31 protein-coding genes are annotated in these 20,006 nt (G+C 37.8%); 14 read left to right on the top strand and 17 right to left on the bottom strand.

Features of this window, described 5'->3' with window-relative positions; genetic code table 11:
- Positions 1 to 298 precede the first annotated feature (298 nt).
- The 3 genes from RCG21_RS05555 to RCG21_RS05545 form a co-directional block, all read right to left on the bottom strand.
- A complete protein-coding gene (locus RCG21_RS05555; RefSeq protein ID WP_308912941.1) occupies positions 299 to 2,533 on the bottom strand; it encodes a sensor histidine kinase in 2,235 nt (744 codons plus the stop codon).
- Positions 2,511 to 3,203 (bottom strand): response regulator transcription factor, encoded by a 693-nt coding sequence (locus tag RCG21_RS05550; RefSeq protein WP_308912940.1) that lies wholly within the window; start codon positions 3,201 to 3,203, stop codon positions 2,511 to 2,513. The genes RCG21_RS05555 and RCG21_RS05550 overlap by 23 nt, the downstream gene beginning before the upstream one ends.
- Positions 3,204 to 3,497: 294 nt before the next feature.
- Positions 3,498 to 3,698 (bottom strand): hypothetical protein, encoded by a 201-nt coding sequence (locus RCG21_RS05545; RefSeq protein ID WP_133336506.1) that lies wholly within the window; start codon positions 3,696 to 3,698, stop codon positions 3,498 to 3,500.
- A 120-nt stretch (positions 3,699 to 3,818) separates the two neighbouring features.
- Here RCG21_RS05545 and RCG21_RS05540 point away from each other — a divergent pair, with 120 nt between their 5' ends.
- Entirely contained in the window at positions 3,819 to 4,574 is a 756-nt protein-coding gene (locus tag RCG21_RS05540) for a hypothetical protein (protein ID WP_133336508.1), read from the top strand.
- Between the two features lie 71 nt (positions 4,575 to 4,645).
- Here RCG21_RS05540 and RCG21_RS05535 read toward each other — a convergent pair whose 3' ends face one another.
- Positions 4,646 to 5,137 carry an SRPBCC family protein gene (locus RCG21_RS05535; protein ID WP_308912939.1) on the bottom strand — a complete coding sequence of 164 codons (492 nt, stop codon included), beginning with the start codon at positions 5,135 to 5,137 and terminating at the stop codon, positions 4,646 to 4,648.
- A 260-nt stretch (positions 5,138 to 5,397) separates the two neighbouring features.
- Here RCG21_RS05535 and RCG21_RS05530 point away from each other — a divergent pair, with 260 nt between their 5' ends.
- Both RCG21_RS05530 and RCG21_RS05525 read left to right on the top strand, forming a co-directional pair.
- A complete protein-coding gene (locus RCG21_RS05530) occupies positions 5,398 to 5,616 on the top strand; it encodes a hypothetical protein (protein ID WP_133336512.1) in 219 nt (72 codons plus the stop codon).
- Positions 5,617 to 5,642: 26 nt separating this feature from the next.
- Positions 5,643 to 6,125 (top strand): hypothetical protein, encoded by a 483-nt coding sequence (locus RCG21_RS05525; RefSeq protein WP_133336514.1) that lies wholly within the window; start codon positions 5,643 to 5,645, stop codon positions 6,123 to 6,125.
- 517 nt (positions 6,126 to 6,642) lie between these two features.
- Here RCG21_RS05525 and RCG21_RS05520 read toward each other — a convergent pair.
- Together RCG21_RS05520 and murG are read right to left on the bottom strand one after the other, a co-directional pair.
- A complete protein-coding gene (locus RCG21_RS05520) occupies positions 6,643 to 6,825 on the bottom strand; it encodes a hypothetical protein (protein ID WP_133336518.1) in 183 nt (60 codons plus the stop codon).
- Positions 6,826 to 6,975: 150 nt separating this feature from the next.
- Complete coding sequence (gene murG / locus RCG21_RS05515) at positions 6,976 to 8,043, bottom strand: undecaprenyldiphospho-muramoylpentapeptide beta-N-acetylglucosaminyltransferase (protein WP_133336520.1); 1,068 nt, start codon at positions 8,041 to 8,043, stop codon at positions 6,976 to 6,978.
- A gap of 234 nt (positions 8,044 to 8,277) precedes the next feature.
- On the opposite strand from murG, the gene RCG21_RS05510 reads away from it, so the two are divergent.
- A complete protein-coding gene (locus RCG21_RS05510) occupies positions 8,278 to 8,769 on the top strand; it encodes a YozF family protein (RefSeq protein WP_133336523.1) in 492 nt (163 codons plus the stop codon).
- Positions 8,770 to 8,864: 95 nt separating this feature from the next.
- Here the strand turns inward: RCG21_RS05510 and RCG21_RS05505 are convergent, their stop codons facing one another.
- A complete protein-coding gene (locus RCG21_RS05505) occupies positions 8,865 to 9,758 on the bottom strand; it encodes a LysR family transcriptional regulator (protein WP_133336525.1) in 894 nt (297 codons plus the stop codon).
- 123 nt (positions 9,759 to 9,881) lie between these two features.
- On the opposite strand from RCG21_RS05505, the gene RCG21_RS05500 reads away from it, so the two are divergent.
- Both RCG21_RS05500 and RCG21_RS05495 read left to right on the top strand, forming a co-directional pair.
- Positions 9,882 to 10,322: a class I SAM-dependent methyltransferase gene (locus tag RCG21_RS05500; RefSeq protein WP_308912938.1), complete on the top strand. Its 441-nt coding sequence runs from the start codon at positions 9,882 to 9,884 to the stop codon at positions 10,320 to 10,322.
- 11 nt (positions 10,323 to 10,333) lie between these two features.
- On the top strand, positions 10,334 to 10,567 hold the full coding sequence (locus RCG21_RS05495; RefSeq protein WP_308912937.1) for a hypothetical protein: 234 nt from the start codon (positions 10,334 to 10,336) through the stop codon (positions 10,565 to 10,567).
- A gap of 98 nt (positions 10,568 to 10,665) precedes the next feature.
- Here RCG21_RS05495 and RCG21_RS05490 read toward each other — a convergent pair whose 3' ends face one another.
- From RCG21_RS05490 to RCG21_RS05475, 4 genes are read right to left on the bottom strand one after another with little or no spacing between them, the layout of a single operon-like run.
- Positions 10,666 to 10,968 (bottom strand): hypothetical protein, encoded by a 303-nt coding sequence (locus RCG21_RS05490; protein WP_133336529.1) that lies wholly within the window; start codon positions 10,966 to 10,968, stop codon positions 10,666 to 10,668.
- A gap of 29 nt (positions 10,969 to 10,997) precedes the next feature.
- The gene (locus RCG21_RS05485; RefSeq protein WP_372512746.1) at positions 10,998 to 11,879 is read right to left on the bottom strand and encodes a pentapeptide repeat-containing protein; all 882 of its coding nucleotides are present in this window, start codon (positions 11,877 to 11,879) and stop codon (positions 10,998 to 11,000) included.
- Between the two features lie 28 nt (positions 11,880 to 11,907).
- Positions 11,908 to 12,162 carry a hypothetical protein gene (locus RCG21_RS05480; protein WP_308912936.1) on the bottom strand — a complete coding sequence of 85 codons (255 nt, stop codon included), beginning with the start codon at positions 12,160 to 12,162 and terminating at the stop codon, positions 11,908 to 11,910.
- A gap of 50 nt (positions 12,163 to 12,212) precedes the next feature.
- Positions 12,213 to 12,452: a hypothetical protein gene (locus tag RCG21_RS05475; protein WP_133336535.1), complete on the bottom strand. Its 240-nt coding sequence runs from the start codon at positions 12,450 to 12,452 to the stop codon at positions 12,213 to 12,215.
- A 296-nt stretch (positions 12,453 to 12,748) separates the two neighbouring features.
- Here RCG21_RS05475 and RCG21_RS05470 point away from each other — a divergent pair, with 296 nt between their 5' ends.
- The 3 genes from RCG21_RS05470 to RCG21_RS05460 all read left to right on the top strand — a co-directional run bounded on the left by RCG21_RS05470 (position 12,749) and on the right by RCG21_RS05460 (position 13,780).
- Positions 12,749 to 12,880, top strand: a complete 132-nt coding sequence (locus RCG21_RS05470; RefSeq protein WP_268884110.1) for a hypothetical protein — start codon at positions 12,749 to 12,751, stop codon at positions 12,878 to 12,880.
- 170 nt (positions 12,881 to 13,050) lie between these two features.
- On the top strand, positions 13,051 to 13,275 hold the full coding sequence (locus tag RCG21_RS05465; RefSeq protein WP_133336537.1) for a hypothetical protein: 225 nt from the start codon (positions 13,051 to 13,053) through the stop codon (positions 13,273 to 13,275).
- Between the two features lie 163 nt (positions 13,276 to 13,438).
- The gene (locus tag RCG21_RS05460) at positions 13,439 to 13,780 is read left to right on the top strand and encodes a DUF3889 domain-containing protein (RefSeq protein ID WP_133336539.1); all 342 of its coding nucleotides are present in this window, start codon (positions 13,439 to 13,441) and stop codon (positions 13,778 to 13,780) included.
- A gap of 93 nt (positions 13,781 to 13,873) precedes the next feature.
- On the opposite strand, the gene RCG21_RS05455 is transcribed toward RCG21_RS05460, so the two are convergent.
- Entirely contained in the window at positions 13,874 to 13,996 is a 123-nt protein-coding gene (locus RCG21_RS05455; RefSeq protein ID WP_268884111.1) for a hypothetical protein, read from the bottom strand.
- A gap of 183 nt (positions 13,997 to 14,179) precedes the next feature.
- Between RCG21_RS05455 and RCG21_RS05450 the strand changes: the two genes are divergently transcribed.
- Both RCG21_RS05450 and RCG21_RS05445 read left to right on the top strand, forming a co-directional pair.
- Complete coding sequence (locus tag RCG21_RS05450) at positions 14,180 to 15,610, top strand: LutB/LldF family L-lactate oxidation iron-sulfur protein (protein WP_133336541.1); 1,431 nt, start codon at positions 14,180 to 14,182, stop codon at positions 15,608 to 15,610.
- The gene (locus RCG21_RS05445) at positions 15,607 to 16,326 is read left to right on the top strand and encodes a LutC/YkgG family protein (protein ID WP_133336543.1); all 720 of its coding nucleotides are present in this window, start codon (positions 15,607 to 15,609) and stop codon (positions 16,324 to 16,326) included. Before RCG21_RS05450 ends, RCG21_RS05445 begins: the two co-directional genes overlap by 4 nt.
- Before the next feature lie 57 nt (positions 16,327 to 16,383).
- Here RCG21_RS05445 and RCG21_RS05440 read toward each other — a convergent pair whose 3' ends face one another.
- From RCG21_RS05440 to RCG21_RS05430, 3 genes are all read right to left on the bottom strand, one after another.
- Positions 16,384 to 16,839 (bottom strand): DUF2269 family protein, encoded by a 456-nt coding sequence (locus RCG21_RS05440; RefSeq protein ID WP_133336545.1) that lies wholly within the window; start codon positions 16,837 to 16,839, stop codon positions 16,384 to 16,386.
- A 218-nt stretch (positions 16,840 to 17,057) separates the two neighbouring features.
- Entirely contained in the window at positions 17,058 to 17,396 is a 339-nt protein-coding gene (locus tag RCG21_RS05435) for a hypothetical protein (RefSeq protein ID WP_133336547.1), read from the bottom strand.
- A gap of 126 nt (positions 17,397 to 17,522) precedes the next feature.
- A complete protein-coding gene (locus RCG21_RS05430; protein WP_133336549.1) occupies positions 17,523 to 17,735 on the bottom strand; it encodes a hypothetical protein in 213 nt (70 codons plus the stop codon).
- Positions 17,736 to 17,901: 166 nt separating this feature from the next.
- Here RCG21_RS05430 and RCG21_RS05425 point away from each other — a divergent pair, with 166 nt between their 5' ends.
- Positions 17,902 to 18,198, top strand: a complete 297-nt coding sequence (locus RCG21_RS05425) for a hypothetical protein (protein ID WP_133336551.1) — start codon at positions 17,902 to 17,904, stop codon at positions 18,196 to 18,198.
- 237 nt (positions 18,199 to 18,435) lie between these two features.
- On the opposite strand, the gene RCG21_RS05420 is transcribed toward RCG21_RS05425, so the two are convergent.
- Positions 18,436 to 18,732 carry an antibiotic biosynthesis monooxygenase family protein gene (locus tag RCG21_RS05420; RefSeq protein ID WP_133336553.1) on the bottom strand — a complete coding sequence of 99 codons (297 nt, stop codon included), beginning with the start codon at positions 18,730 to 18,732 and terminating at the stop codon, positions 18,436 to 18,438.
- A gap of 96 nt (positions 18,733 to 18,828) precedes the next feature.
- Between RCG21_RS05420 and RCG21_RS05415 the strand changes: the two genes are divergently transcribed.
- On the top strand, positions 18,829 to 19,341 hold the full coding sequence (locus tag RCG21_RS05415; protein ID WP_133336555.1) for a CBO0543 family protein: 513 nt from the start codon (positions 18,829 to 18,831) through the stop codon (positions 19,339 to 19,341).
- A gap of 24 nt (positions 19,342 to 19,365) precedes the next feature.
- On the top strand, positions 19,366 to 19,509 hold the full coding sequence (locus RCG21_RS05410; protein WP_165976315.1) for a hypothetical protein: 144 nt from the start codon (positions 19,366 to 19,368) through the stop codon (positions 19,507 to 19,509).
- Here RCG21_RS05410 and RCG21_RS05405 read toward each other — a convergent pair.
- Positions 19,506 to 20,006, bottom strand: coding sequence for a GNAT family N-acetyltransferase (locus RCG21_RS05405; RefSeq protein WP_133336557.1), 501 nt, complete (start codon positions 20,004 to 20,006; stop codon positions 19,506 to 19,508). The two genes, RCG21_RS05410 and RCG21_RS05405, sit on opposite strands and share 4 nt — an antisense overlap.

The following is a 20,006-nucleotide window of genomic DNA, read 5'->3' as shown; positions in this document are numbered from 1 at the left end:
ATTGACGAGACGATGGTTGAAATAAGAATGTCGCCAATTGACGGTCAAAATTGTTGATATATTGTAAAAAGTGTTGATATATCTTTAAAAGTGTTGATATCCTTCTAAAAAATGTTGATATATCTAAAAAAGTGTCGATATCCTGCTAAAAAGTGTTGATATCCATTCCATCTTCTTAAAAATTCCTACTCTTAAGATCTATTGATATTCGATTACCAATCTGGAAACCCATTCCTAAAATAAAAAGGAGATGATTACAGCATTAAAAACGGCTGTAACCCGTGTCCATTTCACTAAGCTATTCCGAAAGCCATAATGAAATACTTACCTTAAACAAATCACCATCTGTTTCGATTTCAAGGCTGCCTTCGTGGAGGTCAACGATGGATTTCGCTATCGCAAGGCCCAATCCTGAGCCATCTGTATGGCGTGAAGTGTCACCACGCTTAAACCGCTCAAACAGCTCATCACTATTATCATTTAATTCATATCTAGAAACATTTTTAAAAGTAATCATCGCTCGATCATTCAATTTGGAAATCGTTATATACACGCGGGAATTCTCCATTGAATATTTCAGGATATTGCCTATTAAGTTATCAAACACTCGCCAAAGCTTCTGTCCATCTACAATCGCGTTAATGGGCTTCTCCGTGTTCGTAACCCGAAATTGCAGGCTCGATTCATTGATCATATCATCGTATTCTCCGAGTGCCTGCTGCAATAACTGGACGAGATCCACCTTTTCCTTTTTCAATTCCATATTGCCGCTCGCCATTTTCGATACTTCAAACAAATCATCAATTAACACCTTTAATCGCTTTGACTTCCGATCAATAATTTCAAGATAAGCAGTCCGTTCCTCTGTTGATACCTCATCTGATTTTAACAACTGAGTATAGGTAATGATAGAAGTCAGCGGCGTTCTTAGGTCATGGCTGACATTGGTAATTAACTCGGTTTTCAGGCGTTCACTCTTGGCCTGTGCATTCTGTGAGGTTTTTACCCCCTGCTTTAACACATTAAGATTAGCGGCCAGCGTTGCTAGGACTGATTTCCCCGCTACCTCCAAATCCTGCCCCATCTTTCCGGCAGCGAGCTCATTTGTTTTTTCAACAATCTGGTTCAAATATGCCATCCTGTTAACAAGCATTACGACGATGGGAATTGCCATGCAGCCCACTAAAATAAGATAAAAAGGAAGGAACACAGGTTGGATGACAACCAAAACAGCAGCTAATCCCAACCCAAACGCCGCCGCCATAAGAATAAACACCTGCGTGGCCGCCGTTTGATTTAAAAAGGCTTCTTTTAATTTGGTAACTGCTTTCTCAAAAAAAACTTTACTATTTTTTCCTGATTTATAAATCAAAGCTTTTTCCCACTGGGTTTTAATCGTTTTCCACTCTTTTACGACTGCAGTTAGATAGTTCCATTGGACAAAAGTAAGTGCTCCCAAAATCAGCCCAATGAAAAGAAGAATCACGAAGTCTTTTCCAGCATTTATTGGATTTTCATAAAAATAAATGACCTGATTGTTTGTTACAAACAAACTGAAGATGAATCCGATTCCCAATAGTTTGAATAGGAACACCCTTACATCAACGGGTAACTTGTTATAATATGGCCTCCATTTTTCGATTTCTGCCTGAATCCCTTTTGAATTTTTTCGGATTAAGAAACCGAGAAGAAGGGTTACAATACCCGATATAACATAAACCCATATGATATTTCGCTGTTTATTGTAATTTTCTGCTTCGACCATTAACCAATTTTCAGAGGAGAGAGACTTAGGTACCCCTATTTGTAATCCAATTGATTTTGGAATCATGGCATTAATAACATCATGATCACCTGGGCCAAAATACATGAAATCCTCTTGCTGAAGATAATGATTTGTATAAAACAGCATATCTTTAGGGTTCATTACATCTTTTGCTGTTTTTCCATCCGACAGTTGAAGGTTTGTGTAGACTTTTCCCGTGGACTTGTCCTGATAATAGTAAATAAATGCATCCTTAAAGCGCTGAAAATCTTCGCGATAATTCTCTCTTTCTTTAAAGTACTTTTCGATCTTCTTTTCTTTTTCCTTCACAATCTTTTGTTCGACATACTTGTCACTATTAAAAGTATTGGTGATATCCTTAATCTTATGGTCTCTTTCCGCAGTCAATGAATCCACTGTCACTTGATCCTCTTTAGCCTTTGCTTCATAGATTCGTTGCTCGTATTGCTCTTTAATGTTATTTTCCTGCTCAGACAGACTTCCGTACCGATAGCGATACTCATTGATGTCATCCTTTGTAACCTTAATCGTCTTTTTCGCTTCCTCCAAGGGGATATTCGTTAGCTCAAACATAATAAAATACCCTGGGAATTGTTCCATATAGCTTTGAAAATCGTCCGTATGGAAATAGTCACGAGTAAAAAGACGTTCTCCCGCAGTAATAACAGTTAATATACCGCTCAGTCCATACGTGATCAGCAACGCCCAAATTCCAATAAGAACTTTATTTTTCCATTTTATACCCAATCCCCCACACCACCTTCAAATATCTTGGATTTTTCGGATCAATTTCAATCTTTTCACGAATTTTTCGGATGTGAACTGCAACCGTATTTTCCGAGTTATAGCCCGGTTCCTTCCAAACCCGTTCATAGATTTCATCGATAGAAAACACCCGGCCGGCATTTGTCATTAGAAGCTCCACGATTTTATATTCGATTGGGGTCAGCTTCACAGGTTCCCCATGGACCGTTACTTCTTTTGCCGCTTGATCTAAAATTAGCCCATTTAGATCAATTACCTTTTTGATTCCCTCATATGTACCTAAGGTTACAAACCGTCTCAGCTGTGATTTTACGCGGGCCACAAGCTCCATCGGATTGAACGGCTTTGTGACATAGTCATCCGCCCCCACCTGTAAACCCAAGATTTTATCGGTATCCTCGGTTTTTGCACTCAAAATAATAATCGGGATGTTTTTCGATTCGCGAATTTTATAGGTGGCAGCAATCCCATCGAGCTTCGGCATCATTACATCAAGAATAATCAGATGAACTTGATGTTCATTGAGGATTTCCAATGCTTCAAGCCCATCCTTCGCTTTTAATACCGTAACCCCTTCATTTTTCAAATAGATCTCGATGACATCCCGGATTTCTTTTTCGTCATCAACCACTAGAACATAATATGGATCCATGTTTCCCCTTCTTTCTATCTACCAATTTTTTCATTATTTATATAATAAACGGAAAATCTTAACATTCATTTTGGATAATTCTTAAGAATTTCTTAAGATTATTTTATACTAGAAGTTTGATAGGAGGGGGAATTTGGGAAAATTTGAGCGAAGATTAAACTATCTTTGTAAAAATAAAAAGCCTCTTTTGCTGTGAAACTTAAAATAAACGATGGAGGTGCTACGATTGGATAAAATCTTACATATTCTATTCCAGGTGAAAGGTCCAGTGTGGGTACTGATTGAGCGGTTATTTTAGGAAAAGGAGTTGCAAAACACAGCAACTCCTTTTTTTATTCGAAGATTATTGGGAGATTTATTGTCCATCTGGCCATTTGTGGTACCTCGGCGCACATGATTATCTTCAAAGTTATTTTCACGAAGTTTTTCGACCTTGTGGTTCAATAACTGCTTTTGATCCACTTCCGGTGAGGGCGTAAACTTTTTCTTTGACACCTTGAATTCCTCCTTTATTTTTGCCTCCCTTATTTTTGATTATTTTTCAAAAAAAATAATCCATTTACAGTCTAGAATATTTCCGTTATTGAAATGGGAAATTAATGATAGGTGATGAGTATGAAAAAAGCATTCATTGTATATCTTTTGATAATGTGGCTGGCGCCTATTTCAATAATGGCAAAGTCCCCGGACGCAACGCAGACCGTCCTCCAAGATTTTGTAATAGCGATTATGAAAAAGGATGAAAGATTGGCCAGGAAACTGATTAATCCGTCGGTTAAAATCCCTGAAATTCGTGAAAACACACCGATTCAAGGAATTGAAACACTTCCTTCTCCCCATAAAAATGCTAGAATTCTTTTAGCACGTTTTGAACGGGAATACTTTGATAACCATTCATTCACTGAAAGAATTGCTTTTATATGGGAGGTTTATGTCAAAAATAACAAAATTTCTAGGATCAAAGTGCTTTCTGACCATTCAAACCCATTTATGAATGAACCAATCAAGGAATACCAAGAGAAATATAATAAGCAGCTGCTCGTGCCCACTTATTTCCCTTTTAAGGTAACCCATGTACGAGGTAATGTAGTCTATAATGAGGCCATTTGGTTTTATCGAGATAAAACTGGTAAATTGTCCATTCAAGCAACGCCTCATTTAGGAAAGTTTAGTGTTTTAAAGGATTATCGCGCTCTAATACTGAAGAATGGTCAAGAGGCATTTATTAAGGAGATTCCAGCTGGATATCAGGTTATTTTTCTGTATGATGATATTCAATATACTGTGAAGCTAGAGAGTGAAAAGAAGCTTTATCAACCGACGGAAAAAGAGCTGATTGATGTAGTGGAATCAATGTTTCCGAATCGATAGCAAAGGGGTAGATGAAGGAAATTATCACGGGGGACTACCTCATTTTGTCCTTCATCTCACCCAATGGTGCTTTAATCAGCATTTTCTGAGTTAAATTCCTGTACACCATGAATATATTTTTCATACCAGATTTTCCATTCCTCAGCTCGTGATTCGATCGTTCTACCATTTAACAATGCGAGGATTACCTCGAGACACATATGCCAGCCAGCAAGATCCTTGGGTGTATGGTCTGTGATTTCTTGCAAAGTCTCCGTTAACACCAACATACATCCACCCGATTCTGGGCTTAATTCAAAGCGCATCTTGTTCTCCCACCAGGTAAACTCTAAAACAGAATACATTTTTAGTTCGGTTATCGTTAGTTTATCGGAAGTACCATCGGGCATATGGAAAATAATTGCCCCGCCTTCACGGAGTTCCTCCACTTCGAGCTCTGAAAACCAGTTAGAAAGTTTATCGTTCTCTGTTAACCACGCCCAAACTTCTTGTACAGAATACTTCCAGTGCCGTTCGTACCGTGCAATTGCTCCACTTTCTGTTTTTATCAATTCCGCGATCATTTCATCATCCTCCTTACTAATTGGGCAAGACCTTAACTATTTTAAAAATACCATTTCCTCAAAAGATTAAAAACTCATCTATTAGATTTTACGGCTAAATTTTCATATTTTCCATTTTTATAGGGAATATTATCATCAACAGGAATGTGTAGGAGGTTGTCAAGTGGAAGATAAAACGAAAATTCCTTTAACGGCTGCAGAAATGTCCGGGTTATGGAATGTCGATTCTAGCTATGCAAGCGAGTGGTGGGGTTTTGGGGTTGGCCACACGCTCAGATGTAACCTCTTTTCATAAAAGAGTTTTAAATGCAGGAGTAACGTTGCAGGATTTAACTCGTGATTTAATGCTGAAACAAGAAAACTATGTAAAACCTCCCTACATTGAAACTCCAGAAAAAGCAGAGTATGTGAAAAAGCAGCACTTTCTTGCAGGTTTTTTTGGACATGATCGACACAATCCCCAGACCGCGATAAATTAATTAAGGACTAGGTTAAGGTGATTACTTTGAATTCACTAACTAGAAATTTAGATTTACATGCTCAAGGAAATTGGCTGCCAATTGTTTTATCTCTGCTATTGTTTTTGTATGCTCTCTTTATGCCTAAAAAAGAGATTGGCTGGAGAGAGTTTTATGTTACATTTGGATTAATTGGTTATATTGCTTGGATTTCTGATTCTGTTTTAGGAAAGATGTTCGACCTTGTTGATTTCGGTAACCCAAAAGTCACGGGAATAGGTGAATTTTTAAGCTACAGCTTAATCCCATCCTCCCTTTCAGTTATTTATTTAAACTATTTAAAGAAGACAAATAGATGGATGCTAGCCATTATCTTTATTTTAATTTCTACTTTAATTGAATGGGGAATGAGGAAAGTAGGTTATATGAAAACTAATGGCTGGAGCTTTATTATTTCAGTTCCATTGTATTTTGTGGTATTTAGTTTTTTACTTCCTCTACACAAAAAATTAATCAGATGCAAATCGTAATGTAAAAAGGAAAAGTCACTGTTGGCCGTTGCAGCCTCAGTTACTTTTCTTTTTTTCAATCTTTTTTAATCTAATATTCGGACTAAATATACCACATTTTACCAATCAGCCCTTTAGTATAAAAAGGACATGCTCTTTTTTAAAATCAGAACGTAATATGTAAAAAAATAAGTTGGTGGTAACATGCATACGATTATTACTGGGTCAGGTGCGCCTATTTATTTAGGATATTCTGCCCCAATGTTTGGACCTTGGAATCAAGTTATACACCATCATAGTATTCAGCTTGGTCATAACACTATTCACATCCTTTCAGCCCTTCATGGTTATCCACCTATGTTTCCCTATTTCGGACCGTTCGTACCTTTCCGCAAAATCGTTTAAAAATCAATACTTACACTTTGAAAGAAAAAGATGGCTGCAATAATAATGATTAAGGCAGATAATGGAATCCCTAATAAAGGAAAAACGATACCGGATGTTTTCAGGTATCGCCTTAAAGATTAAAGAATGTAAATTATAAGCTTCTAACAATTAAAATAACAATCGCCAAAATTAATACTGCCATAATGATAAAAGGAGTTAGCCCGGAACTAAAAACAACGTAGACCGTAATATGGCGGAAAGCATTTACAACCATATAAATGAATAAGACGATACCCAAAAATACGATTAGAGCCGCATTATTTTCTCTTTTCACTTCAACGAGCTCCTTTCAAAGCAAAACCATTCATCCAGACAGTTAGTCCTTTATATAACACTTTATTAACTATAATTTTTATTATTCTTTTTGCCCCAAATTTCCCATAAATAAAGCGATCCTCCACAATCGAAGAATCGCCTACTTTTTTCATGAGCTCAGTCCGTTAATTTCGTTCACAAGAGTCTGCAATGCATCCCCCATTTTTGACTGTTCCATATTCCTGCGGATTTCTCCACTTTTTTTCTGCAAAGTCTCCAACTGATCAACGAAAGTTTCCATCGTTAAGTTTTCTTCCTTTAACGTTATAGAGTACCCTTCTCCTTCGAAGGCTTTGGCATTTAAAATTTGATCCCCGCGGCTTTGTTCTAGACCTAAAGGGATAATAAGCATCGGGATTTTTAAAGCTAGAAATTCAAAAATGGAATTGGAACCGCCTCTAGTTATAACTAAATCCGTAGCAGCTAGAATATCAGGCAGCTCATCATGTATATATTCAAATTGCTTATACCCTGGCACAGATGAATAACTCGAATCCATATTATTTTTTCCACATAAATGCACAATTTGGTACTCAGCGGCAAGCTTTTTTAGAGCCCCTCTTACAGCCTCATTAATTTTTTTCGCCCCCAAACTTCCACCCATAATTGTCAAAATCGGCCGGTTATCATGAAATCCGAGAAACCTTCTGCCCTTTTCCTCTGAACCTTTAAAAATTTCTCTTCGAATCGGCGACCCGATCACGGAAGTCTTTTGTGCCGGAAAATACTTTTTAGTTTCTTCAAATGAAGTAAAGATTTTGGTTGCAAACCTTTGTGAAATTTTATTGGCCAAGCCTGGGGTAATATCACTTTCATGGATAAAAATTGGAATTTTTAATGACCTAGCAGCGATGATAACCGGCACGGATACAAACCCGCCTTTAGAAAAAACAAGATTCGGTTTTATCTTTTTCAAAGCCTTCCTCGCATCGAGACAGCCTTTTAATACACGAAAAACATCCATTACATTTTCAACATCTATGTATCTTCTTAGCTTCCCGCTGCTTATTCCGTGATAAGGGATATTGATTTTTGAAATTAACTCTTTTTCAATCCCATTTTTCGAACCAATATATTGAATATTCCAGTCATTACCGATCTCCTTAATGATAGCAATATTAGGTGTTACGTGGCCGGCTGAGCCTCCACCAGTAAACACAATCGTCTTTTTTGACATAAATCCTCCTGATAACAAAGCATTTTTAGTATTGATTATATGGGAACATAAGCCTACAATGCCACTGTCTGAATTGAATAGTTTATCATAAATGGAGAACAAAGTTTATAGATTACTCGATTTCAACCATTATTCACAGTTATTCTCCCTTCTATCAATAAAAAACATTTCATATTCCATTCTATTTTGGGAAAAATAATCCCGACTGACTAAATGTTGGGGGAAATTTGAAATATGAAAACAAAACTTACCACCTTTGCGTTAATTCTTTTATTCCTTATCTCAATCGCTTTAGAGACAGAGGCGCTGAGCTTCAATAAATTACCAATCAAACATTCATCGATGCAATGGTCCGTGGAAGTAGCAGTTCCCGGGCATGGCAAGGGACTGGCTAAATCCAAAAAGGGAAAGTTTAATACTTATTCTTTAGAGGTCCATAACATTGGTAAAAAGGTAAATTCAGTGGAAGTGTTTATGTATCGGAATGAACCAAATTCCACGACAAAGTTCTCTCTTTTTGGATGCCCTGATGGGGAAGAGTGCACCGAAGGCCGCTTTGAACAGGCAATCTCTTTAGCCAAACAATTGAATAAGGGTAAACCTTTTCGTTTTGAAAATTTTCCTTTGACTGATAAAGCTACAGAATTAGAGGTAGAAGTGATTTGGACACAAAAGGGCCAAGAAGGCAGGCCATTAAAAGAAACCTTTACCTTCGCTGTGGAGTAAAAAAGGCATCGCATTGCACGATGCCTTTTAATACACCTTTCCTTTTGGTTTTATTCTCTATCTAAATCCTTTAATTTTCAATCTTTAAAACTTCTCTATTTTTTCTCAAATTCCCTCATCCAGTACCTAATTGAGGAGCTAAATTCCCCTGCTTCCGGCGTTTCTCGTTTCGTGATGACATAGGTAAAAGAATCAGGAAGATTGATTTTATCCGGTTTTATCTCAACCATTTTTCCATTTTTTAATTCTTCCTGAACAATCGATAACGGTAAATAGGAAATACCCAGTCCCGTTTCGATAAACCGCTTGGTAATTTCCATTTGAGTAACAGGGATTGTCCGAATTCTTGGATAGTATCTTTTAATCTCTGACAGTAGCGTGTCCCAATAGGCTGGATGGTTATCGGTTAATAACCTGAATTGCTGAAGAACGTTCTCCTCATTTATATGCGTCTGTTCCTGTTCTTTTCCCTCCAGATTTGGAGCCACCATAATTACTGGATCACGATGAATAATTTCATAAAACAGATCTGTTTGAATCGGTTTCATCCTTGATAACCCAATGTCAGCTTTGCCAAGGCTTATATCTTCACCAATCTCAAAAGAACGAACAACATTGATGATCACCTCAATATCCGGGTGTTGTTCGATAAAAGTCCGCAAAAATATTGGGAGAACAGATGCAGCGATTTGAGGGGCCACCGCAATCGTCAGTTTACGATTGTATCCTTGTTTCCATCCTTCGAATTCCTCCATCTCATCGTCATATCTATTCAAAATTTTGAGGGCAGACGAGAGGAACCTAGAACCTGCCGAAGTAAGAGTGACATTTTTCCCTGTCCGTACAAATAAAGAAATGTGCAAATACTCCTCCAACCTCTTTATGTGCTTGGTAACAGCTGGTTGTGTCAAAAATAATTCCTCCGCTGCTTTCCGGAAATTTTCATATTTAGCCGCTAGGATAAATGTTTTTAACCACTTTATATCCATTTCACTTACAGTCCTTTATTTAATAACGAAGGGTTATTGATTTTATTGAAATTTGTTAATTTTCATTATATAGGAACTCTTTTATAATTCATATTAAGTTACATTCAAAAGGGGCTGATTAGATTGAACGAGACAACAAATAGGATTAAAAGAAAATTTGACGAAAATGCACTGAATTATGATCATCAAAGAAGAAAGTTAATTCCATGTTTTGATGACTTCTACTCCATTCCCGTTTCAATCATTCAGACTAAAACTGAAGCCCCATCCGTTCTGGATATTGGTGCAGGAACAGGACTATTTTCTTTTTTTCTAAAAGAAAAATATCCAAATGCCCGTATGACATTGATTGATTTATCAGAAAAAATGATGGATGTTTCAAGGGAGCGTTTTAGCTGCCACCAGGATATCCGCTACATTGTTGCAGATTATACTAACTATAGGTTTGAAGAGAAGTTTGATGTCGTCATCTCATCCCTTTCCATCCACCATCTTTCAGATGAAGAGAAACAAAAATTATATGATAGAATTTTCTTTTTGTTAAAGAGGGCGGGATTTTCATAAACGCGGATCAAGTGCTGGGGAATACACCATTTATTGAGTCGCTATACAAAAATGACTGGAAAAACAAAATCGAAAAAAGCGGTTTAACGAAGCAAGAAATTGAGGCTGCTTATGACCGAACAAAGCTTGATAAAATGGCTGCGCTTGGGGAACAAATCAAATGGTTGAAAGCTAGCGGTTTTCAAGATGTTGATTGCATCTATAAATACTATAATTTTGTCGTTTTATTTGGCAGAAAGCTTTAAATATTTTACTTGATATGGCTTTTAGATTAAAGTTCCACCTTATTACAATGCAACAGGGGCACCAAGCCATTATCACTTGGTGCCCTTTACGTTTTAGTTTAATCATCATACGGCCAAATATAAAAGATAGCAGAGACACCCTCGCTAGCTGCTTCATCATAACACTCAAGTGCATCCTCATTTTCAGAATCATCTTCATACTGTTCACGAGTAGCAATAAACTGTTCCTCTACCGTAATTACTTCCCAGCCTTCATTGGTTATGTAGTTTTTTGCTTTTGCTAATGCGAAGTTAACATCAATTGAATCCACCCAGCAACAGACAACTGCACCGGCACATTCCTTTTTTTCGGGATTTTCTGCTAAGGGTATGGCGTCAAAAGTAAAATAATAAATCGGCATTGTATACTCCCTTAAATAATCTCTGTCTCTTATTTATTTTCTTTAGTAAGCCAATGGGCTGGGCGGGTAAGTGTTTGCGGTAATTTTGTGTTTACATCGCCCTTTGCTGCGTTGATTTGAGCCTGCGTGAGAAATATCGTTCCGATTAAGTTAGCTCCACTAATATCTGCGTCGCGGAAGTCCGCACCAATCAGATCCGACCCTCTTAAATCGGCATCCTTAAGATTTGCTGCAATGAGACATGCTCCTCTTAAATTCGCACCTTGGAGATTAACCTTTCGAAGATTTGCTCCAAACAAATCAGCTCCCCGACCGTAGGTTTTTCGAGAGCTTTTCGATCCGTTCTTCTTGCCCCCTGACTCAGTACGTACTAGTTCACTAGTCTTAAGGAGCAACACATTTACCTCTGCCCGATGTGCAGGCAAATCTAGTTCCATTAGAGATTCGGGATCAAGAAAGGTAAGCTCCTCTGTTTTCTGAAGCATGGATTTGAGCTCTTTGTGGATGGAATGAGTTTCCTTTAACATTAGCGCTTCGTTTAAATACAAGAGCATCTCATGAAGCTGCTGCATCACTGGAAACACATCAAACATTTGTTTCGCAGATTGAGGATTCTCGCGCCAGTCGTTCCCTTCAAAAGTAATTTGAGAAACCTTTTGACCAGCACCAAAGCATTCATATACCGTGCAGCCTTTAAAGCCCATTTTCCTTAAATCTTTATGGATACCGCAGCGAAAATCCGCTTGAAGATTCGAGCAAGGACAGCCGCCTTCTTTTCCTACTGCAAAGTCTGCTGAGGCTGCGAACGGTAAGGCAACGCAGCACAAACCAAAACAATTGCTGCAGTCAGAACGGAGAATCTCTGGACTAATGCTGTGATTACTTGAATGGAGTTGATTTTTAGACAAAATGTGCACTTCCTTTAGAGGATTGTTCTATTTATTTTTGGATTAAGCCTGTTTTAAATTCCATTCCTAGAAGGACGAACAAGATTCCAATGGCAAAATGAATTTTCTTTTCGGCTATTTTTGTTTTTTCTAAAATCCAAAAGATAGCTAGGTATAATAATAAATTAAATAAAAATCTAACCCAGTTCGGGGAACCTTCAAAAAACAGATCAGGAAACCGATCCCTAAGACCACCCAAAATCCCAATGACAAGAAACAATAAAGGTATTCTTAATTTCCAATACATCCCCATCCACCTAATCATACTATTTATTTCAAAAGTTTGTCCTACAATTTTTAACGCCTTGATCTTTTTGAAAAATACGAAAACAATATAACTAATATGCCGGTTAATTGAACACTAAAACCTATTAAGGTGATGACAATTGAACGCGACATATAATCATAATAATAAAAAGTTCCATCCTCTGGATATTTAATATAATCAGTCCATTCCTCTGCAATGTTTGGACTATACAACATAAAAGCTAACCCGATAATGATAAAACAGGCTCCTAATGAGTATTTACTACCCATTTGATCTAGCTCCCTTCCTAATTAAACACGAATCAAAAATTATTCTAGTAAACTTATATTCGACACTATTCCATTTTTATCCTCCATTTTAACAAAAAATGGGTTTATAAAAAGAACCCCTTTGAAATGGTCCTTTATAATGAATGATTTATCTCATTTTTTTCTTTTCTTCTCATGATAAAAAATTAATGAATTGAGACAAAAATACCATTTCTTATTTTTCCAGTAAAAACCACCTGACAAATGGAACCGCTTCCATTAAAATAAAAATATAAATAGGAGAGGGGATAGAAACAATGGAACTTTTATTTGAACTACGTGTATACAATCAGTCTGAAGAACCTTGTGAAGAAAACATCCCAAATAAAGAAATTGAAGAGAATTTCGATATCCCCGATTATGATTATAATAAAAGATTGTGGTTTTAATATAAAATAGGGTTGTAATAAGAGCTTGAGGTAATCCTCAGGCTCTTTATTATTTCTCATCCATTCCATTATAAAAATCAAGCTCATTTTAAAATATGGTCTAAATTGAATCTTTCTAAAATATTTTATATGAAGAATACCCAAAATCATATGAAATAGGAGAGAGTAAAATGTTTGTTGTTTATTTTTTTGAAAACAAAAATCTTTTATTAACGCAGCTTCTTCAACGTGTTCCATCGGTTGGCGAGGATTTAAAAATTAAAGGCCGTAAAGGAAAGGTTTCGAGTGTTACTAGCGTGGATGAGCAAAAGTTCCAGGTGCAAATTGTTTTGGAAACCGTTAATAAAAACAAGCTTGCGGCAGTTGTAGATAATTCTAAAAAGAAAAAAAGATAACAAAAAACCTTTAGAGCACACATTTTTGTGTGCTCTTTCAATTTGCCGCAGCAATATACTATTTAAGCACTATGAGTCAAAACTCTATACTAAATCGCTGAGATTTACATAAGTTTTTACTTCATATGGAAAAATAACATTAAAAACAAAAGAGGGAAAATCCTTGAAAAAGCTACTTATTAGTTTGGCCTTGTCAGTTGTTTTTTGCTCAGAAATCATTGTTCCAAGAAATTTATTGAATACAGCATACGCACAACGGAAGCCTATTCCTCCCTATGCGAAGTGGGGAGTTTTTGCGATGAAGAAGACAAAAGAAAAGTATCCGAAGGCACAAATTATTGACTACCTTCATATTGGCAGAATCAGTGGCCCCACAACTTCTACGGAAAAATTCAAGCTTTGGTTAAAAGAAAATGGAAAGGAATTTGGGGTTTTTATCGATATTGAGTTTAACAACCAAACAGAGCAAGTAAAGAAGGTTACTTTAAAAGAGACACCTAAATAATGGGGGATTTTAATAACTCGACTATCTCAGTCGAGTTCTGGTAAGTTAAACTATTTTTGTTCCGTTATTTGATCCAATTAACTTTCAATCTTTTTACTTGTTCATTTTTGGAAGAACGGCTTCCTCATCAGGCAATGAAACAGTCTTTCTTTTCCCTTTTTCCTGTTTGTTGACCCTAATCGGGCAATGAAACAGTCTTTCTTTTCCCTTTTTCATGTTTGTTGACCCTCATCGGGCAATGAAACAGCTTTTCTTTTCCCTTTCTTATGTGTGTTGACCCTTATAGGGCAATATACTGGCCTCGTATACATACTCAATTAATTATGGTAATCTATTTAGTTATAATAAGAATATTTAGATAAATTATAAAAATCAGCTCATTATTAGGGGGGAAGAATTATGCCGATGAAAATTGGAACGGAAGCTTTTAATCATCGGGTAGATGCCGGAATTAACAACGCGTTTATGAGAGGTGCAGTATCCAGTGCTCAGGATAACTTAAGTTCAAGGAAGCTAATGGCGGCGGAAGAGCTTGGCAACTGGGAGGAATGGCGTTCACACGGTGAAGAAATCCGTAAACACGTGCTAGAAAACCTGGATTTTTATTTATATCAATTAAGTGAAAATGTCGCAAGCAGAGGCGGCCATGTCTATTTTGCAAAAACAGCGGATGACGCAAATCAATATATTCGTAGAATAGTTGAAACGAAACAAGGTAAAAAGGTTGTTAAGTCCAAATCAATGGTTACAGAAGAAATTAATTTGAATGCCTGCTTAGAAAGTGCAGGCTGTGAGGTCATTGAAACCGATTTAGGAGAATATATACTGCAATTGGATGACCATGATCTTCCCTCCCATATCGTCGGCCCTGCCATGCATAAAAATAAAGAGCAAATCAGGGAAGTTTTTGTGAAAAAATTAAACTATCAAAAGTCAGACAAGCCTGAAGAGATGGCCTTGCATGCCCGTGAAACACTCCGCAACGAATATTTAACCGCTGATATCGGCATTACTGGCTGTAATTTTGCCATTGCAGAAACAGGTTCCATCTGCTTAGTAACAAATGAAGGAAATGCGGATTTGGTAACAGCTCTACCAAAAACCCAAATTACAGTGATGGGAATGGAAAGGCTTGTACCAACTCATGAAGAGTTGGATGTCCTTGTTAGCCTGCTAACAAGAAGCGCCGTCGGCCAAAAGCTGACAAGCTATGTTACCGTGTTATCGGGACCAAGAGATGAAGGCGATGCCGATGGACCGGACGAGTTTCATTTAGTGATTGTTGATAATGGCCGGGCAGATATTCTTGGCGGTGAGTTCCATTCAATTCTCCAATGCATCCGCTGTGCAGCTTGTGTGAATGTTTGTCCTGTATACCGTCATGTCGGGGGGCATTCTTACGGTTCTATTTACTCCGGACCAATCGGAGCGGTTTTATCACCATTACTAGGCGGTTACGATGACTACAAAGAGCTTCCCTATGCATCGACATTATGCGGGGCTTGTACGGAAGCCTGCCCGGTAAAAATACCGTTACACGAATTGCTTCATAAACATCGGCAAATCATCGTCGAAAAAGAAGGAAGAGCACCCATTTCAGAAAAACTCGTAATGAAAGCATTCGGACTTGGTGCCGCTTCCCCCTCTCTTTATAAATTAGGATCAAAACTTGCACCGTCTATGATGAATCCCTTTACTGTCGGAGATAAAATCTCAAAAGGCCCGGGCCCATTAAAGGCATGGACAGAAATTCGGGAATTTCCTGCGCCTAATAAAGAGCGCTTTCGTGATTGGTTTAAAAACCGTTCGAAAGGAGAGGACAGATCATGAAGGGTTCCATACAAAATAGGGATGAATTTCTTAGTAATATTGCTGGGCGTCTAGGAAGAGATTTAGTAACCGTGGGGGTAGAAAGGCCAAAGTGGAAATACTCCCCTCAGGATGCGGTATTAAAAGATGCAAGTTCAGATGAGTTATTGGACGTTTTGAAACGACAATGTGGGAACATCCTTACAGACATTGTTATAACTAATAAAATCAAATTAGCTGGAACCATAAATAAAATGGTCGCCAATTATGGCGGCGGGCCGATCTTGTCGTGGAAAGATCCCCGCTTTGAGGAATATGGATTATCTCCCTTGTTTAATGAGAGATGGCCTGAGGAAGGGATTGAATTTCAAGAGTGGGATTCTTCGATCGGAGAAGAAAATATTAAGCGGGCGGAACGGGCTAATATAGGAATTACGATAAGTGATATTACGCTTGCTGAATCCGGCACAGCTGTTCTTTTCAGCGGCAATGATAGGGGCCGGACTGTTAGCTTCTTACCTACCACTTCGATTATCCTGATTCCCAAAAGTACAATTGTTCCAAGAATGACCCAAGCAGCAAGAATGATACGGGAAAAAGTAGAACGTGGAGAGCATATTGCTTCCTGTATTAATTTTATTACAGGGCCAAGTAATTCCGCAGACATCGAGTCAAAGCTTGTGGTTGGTGTGCATGGGCCGGTTAAAGCGGGTTATATTGTTATTGAAGATTTATAGGATTTTTGTCCTAAATCAAAAGAAAGGGCGCCCGGACTTTCCTGGCACCCTACTTTTTTAAAACGGTTTCAATATCATTAGCGAAATAATGATGATAAAAATGATATTTTCAAGATATTCAGTCCGAAAAAGACTTTTGGCTAAACGTTTATATTCTTCAGGGATTTCCTCGCCTTTATGTGTTTCCAATAGGGCTTTTATCGGTTTCGATCTTGGTGATAGCGCTAGTGGGCCCATCGCCAAGGAAATTAAAAAGAGAATAAGGCTTGTTACATACCACCCCATCCGAAATAGCGCCGGATTAAGAAATCCCATGGTCAATCCGGTAATTAACAATAACGTGCCGCCCACCATCACAAAAATATGTAATTTATGTCTAATTTTATAGGAATGCCTTAACTCCGTCATGGTATTCCCCATTCTGACCACGGTTGTTAAAATAAAACCTGGTCCCATTCCGATTATGGCAGAAAATATATGTATGAAAACGATGATTTTGTAGAAAGTAATCACATTATGCCCCCTCCATTCCCATCTCTAATTTTACCATATTCTTAGGAAAAAACATTTGATAGAAATGGCAGACAGATCGTAAATTAGTGGTGAATGCTCAATTAGCTTCCCATTCATTATACTATTTTAGCATATATATCCATTGCATTTTTGATTGTTTTGCAAGAGGGAAAATAAAAAGAAAAGGCCTCGGTCATTTTCCCCGATGCCTCTTCCTTTCAACCACCCACCTCTTTCTTTTTCCGAAGAACATAACAGGTTCCATCCTCCGCAAAATACAAGTATTCCCCCTGGTCGATATTAAAATGAACATTCTCTTTGTCGTACAGGAGTTTTGCAACTTTTACAAATTGCTCCACTAGATCACTTGTTGGATTAAAGATGATTTCTCCACTTTTCTGGGTTGTCACAAATCCTTTCGGGTTACATTTTCGTTCCGGTTTTAATTCAGTGGTCCAGGTTCCATTGAGAAGAACAGAACTTGCGGTAACCCTAGATTTTCTGTTTTGAACGGACCAAATTTTCCGGCAATTACAACGATGGATTTTGCTCTTCATCACCAAATACCTTCTTTCAATAAGAAGATGAAAAAACGTATCATGGTAATTATATTCAGCAAGAGTTTGGCCTATTTTATCAAAAATAAAAAAGCCTGGATATCTCCAAGCCTGTGTAATCATAATTTAAATTTCATTATTTTTACTTATAGCCTTTAGTAGTTCATCAAGCTTTTCATTTCTTTCCCGATCTAACTTTGTTTTTTCATTCATAAACTTAATAACTTTAATGACGAAAAGAATTCCTAGTACAATCAGCACTAAATAAACAATAATCGGCAAAAAGCTAAATAAGACAAATAGGCCCTGTGATGCAAAAAAGGAATGACCGCTAGACACCAAAATCCCCCCTAATTTCTATATATGCATATTATACCTTAGTTTCCATTTTTGGTAATTATGATCATTGAAAAGGAAATTAATTTCTAGCTTTAGATTAAAATGGCAGAATAAGATTGGATAAACAATGTTATATATATAAATAAAGATTTATGGGGGATTTAGAATGTCACCTTCCAAAGTTCTTAAATGGGTAACGGGCGGTTTAGAGGCATTACTGGGAATTCCGATTCTAGGAGGAACGATTGTCTTAAGTCTTGCTTGGACACCACTAGGGATCATGCTTGTTTTACATATTATTACTCTTGTTTTAGCCAAAAAGGATGGCGGTGCTGCTTCGGGGAGCATCCTCGGGATTGTGACTTCCTGTATTGCTTGGATTCCAATTGTCGGAATGATCATGCATATTGTTACGGCTATTGTACTAATGGTCGACGCTGCAAAATCGTATCGACAAGCATAATTGCACATCAAAAGCAGTTCTAATAAGGTAGAACTGCTTTTTTAATTTAGTCTGTGTTAAAGGATAATATTGATTTTGAAAAGCGTCGATTGGAGCGAAAGGCACGAAGACTCCTGTGGGAGTACGGGACAGGAGAGACCCCGCAGAAGCGAAGCGACGAGGAGGCTCGCCGAACCGCCCACGGAAAGCGAAGTGCCTGTAGCGGAAATCAACAACCAAGTTTAACACAGCCTTAATTTAAGATAGATTCACTTTTTCGAAATGTTCAACCGTAGGGAACGGATCATAAAAATGATGTAAAAGCTTTTTCCATTCCTGATATTCATTTGATTGCCGAAATCCAACAGTATGGTCTTCTAATGCCTCCCATTTCACCGTTAGCAAATATTTTCCGTCAACCTCCAGACAGCGCTGTAACTCATGGGATATATAACCACCCATAGAGGATATTATTTTGGAGGCTTGGCGAAAAGTCTCCTCGAATTCCTGCTGTTTACCTTGTTTAACTTGAAGCATAGCCGCTTCTAAAATCATAAAATCTTCCCCTTTTCACTTTAGCAATGTCTAAAACGATGAATGCAACATCCTCTTTTGGGAATTATAGGATAAAACGACTTTGAGGAGTTCTTCATGATTGCAATTGCCTACTCGATTATCTGGATTGTCGCTGCCTTTAAGTTAGCAGACCGCAATTGGAAGCCCTATTATCCCACACTACTGTATGCTTCGTTTGGAAATGCTTTATACGAACTCATATGCTATAAATATCAACTATGGCAAATGGAGCCAAATGGGCTGCCTTTTGCGATGATACCGATGTTGTTACTTATTTTACTAGGGATGCCACTATCGACCTGGATTTACCTTTCAAAATATCCTTTTAGAAAAGGGCTCTCCTCCCAAGTGCTTTACATTTCTTTATTTGTCGTCCTTTTTGTTATATTGGAATTTTTATCGATAAAATGGGGTGCCATTACCTATCACCATAACTGGAACTTATTGTGGTCACTATTATTCGTAATTGTTATGTTCATAATGCTCCGGATTCATTATCAAAGACCGTTGCTGGCACTTATCCTATCTGTCATTTTTTCTGTTTTTCTATGCTTGATGTTTGATGTTTCCCTGGATAAAATGAAATAATTGTTAATGCCGGAGGTTTCGCTCTTGCTTTTTCACAAATTTGAAGCATCGAAAAACGAGTTATCTGCGAAAAAATCGATTTTATCTGCGGTAATTACCTTTTTATCTGCGATTCTCAACCATTTATCTGCTTTCGGAGGAATTTTATCTGCGATACGATTTTTTTAAAATGAAAGCCTGTACGCTTTGACGATGATTCCGTCATTTGCAGGCTCAAAATCGAATTCCGGCAGCCTTTCAAAACCAAGATTTTCATAAAGCTGCATCGCACTTTCCATAAATTCTCCGGTATGGAGCCCAATTGCACTATGTCCAAGCGTCTTTGCACGTGATATACATTCTAAAATCAACGACTTCGCCACACCTTTACCACGGGCTTCCGGCGTGACAGCGAGCATTCGAATTTCGGGATAATCCAGCTCCACCAACAGCCCTTCGTAAGCATCCGTTTTTGCTGGGAATAACACCACACTGCCTACAATTGCACCATCCCTTTCGGCAACAATCCGAACCGCCCCTGGATGCAAATCCCCTTCTGAGGAAATTCCATGTTTCAACGCATTCCAATGGCCTTCAGGAATACGGGCAGCATGCTCCTGGTAAGCAAGGACTCTCTGTTCACGAATAAAAGACAATTCCTCCAATCGTGCCTCACGTATAATCAA

The organism is Bacillus salipaludis (genome assembly GCF_030938565.1).
Taxonomy (GTDB): Bacteria; Bacillota; Bacilli; order Bacillales; family Cytobacillaceae; genus Neobacillus; species Neobacillus salipaludis_A.
This window is presented reverse-complemented; position numbering and strand designations above follow the sequence as displayed.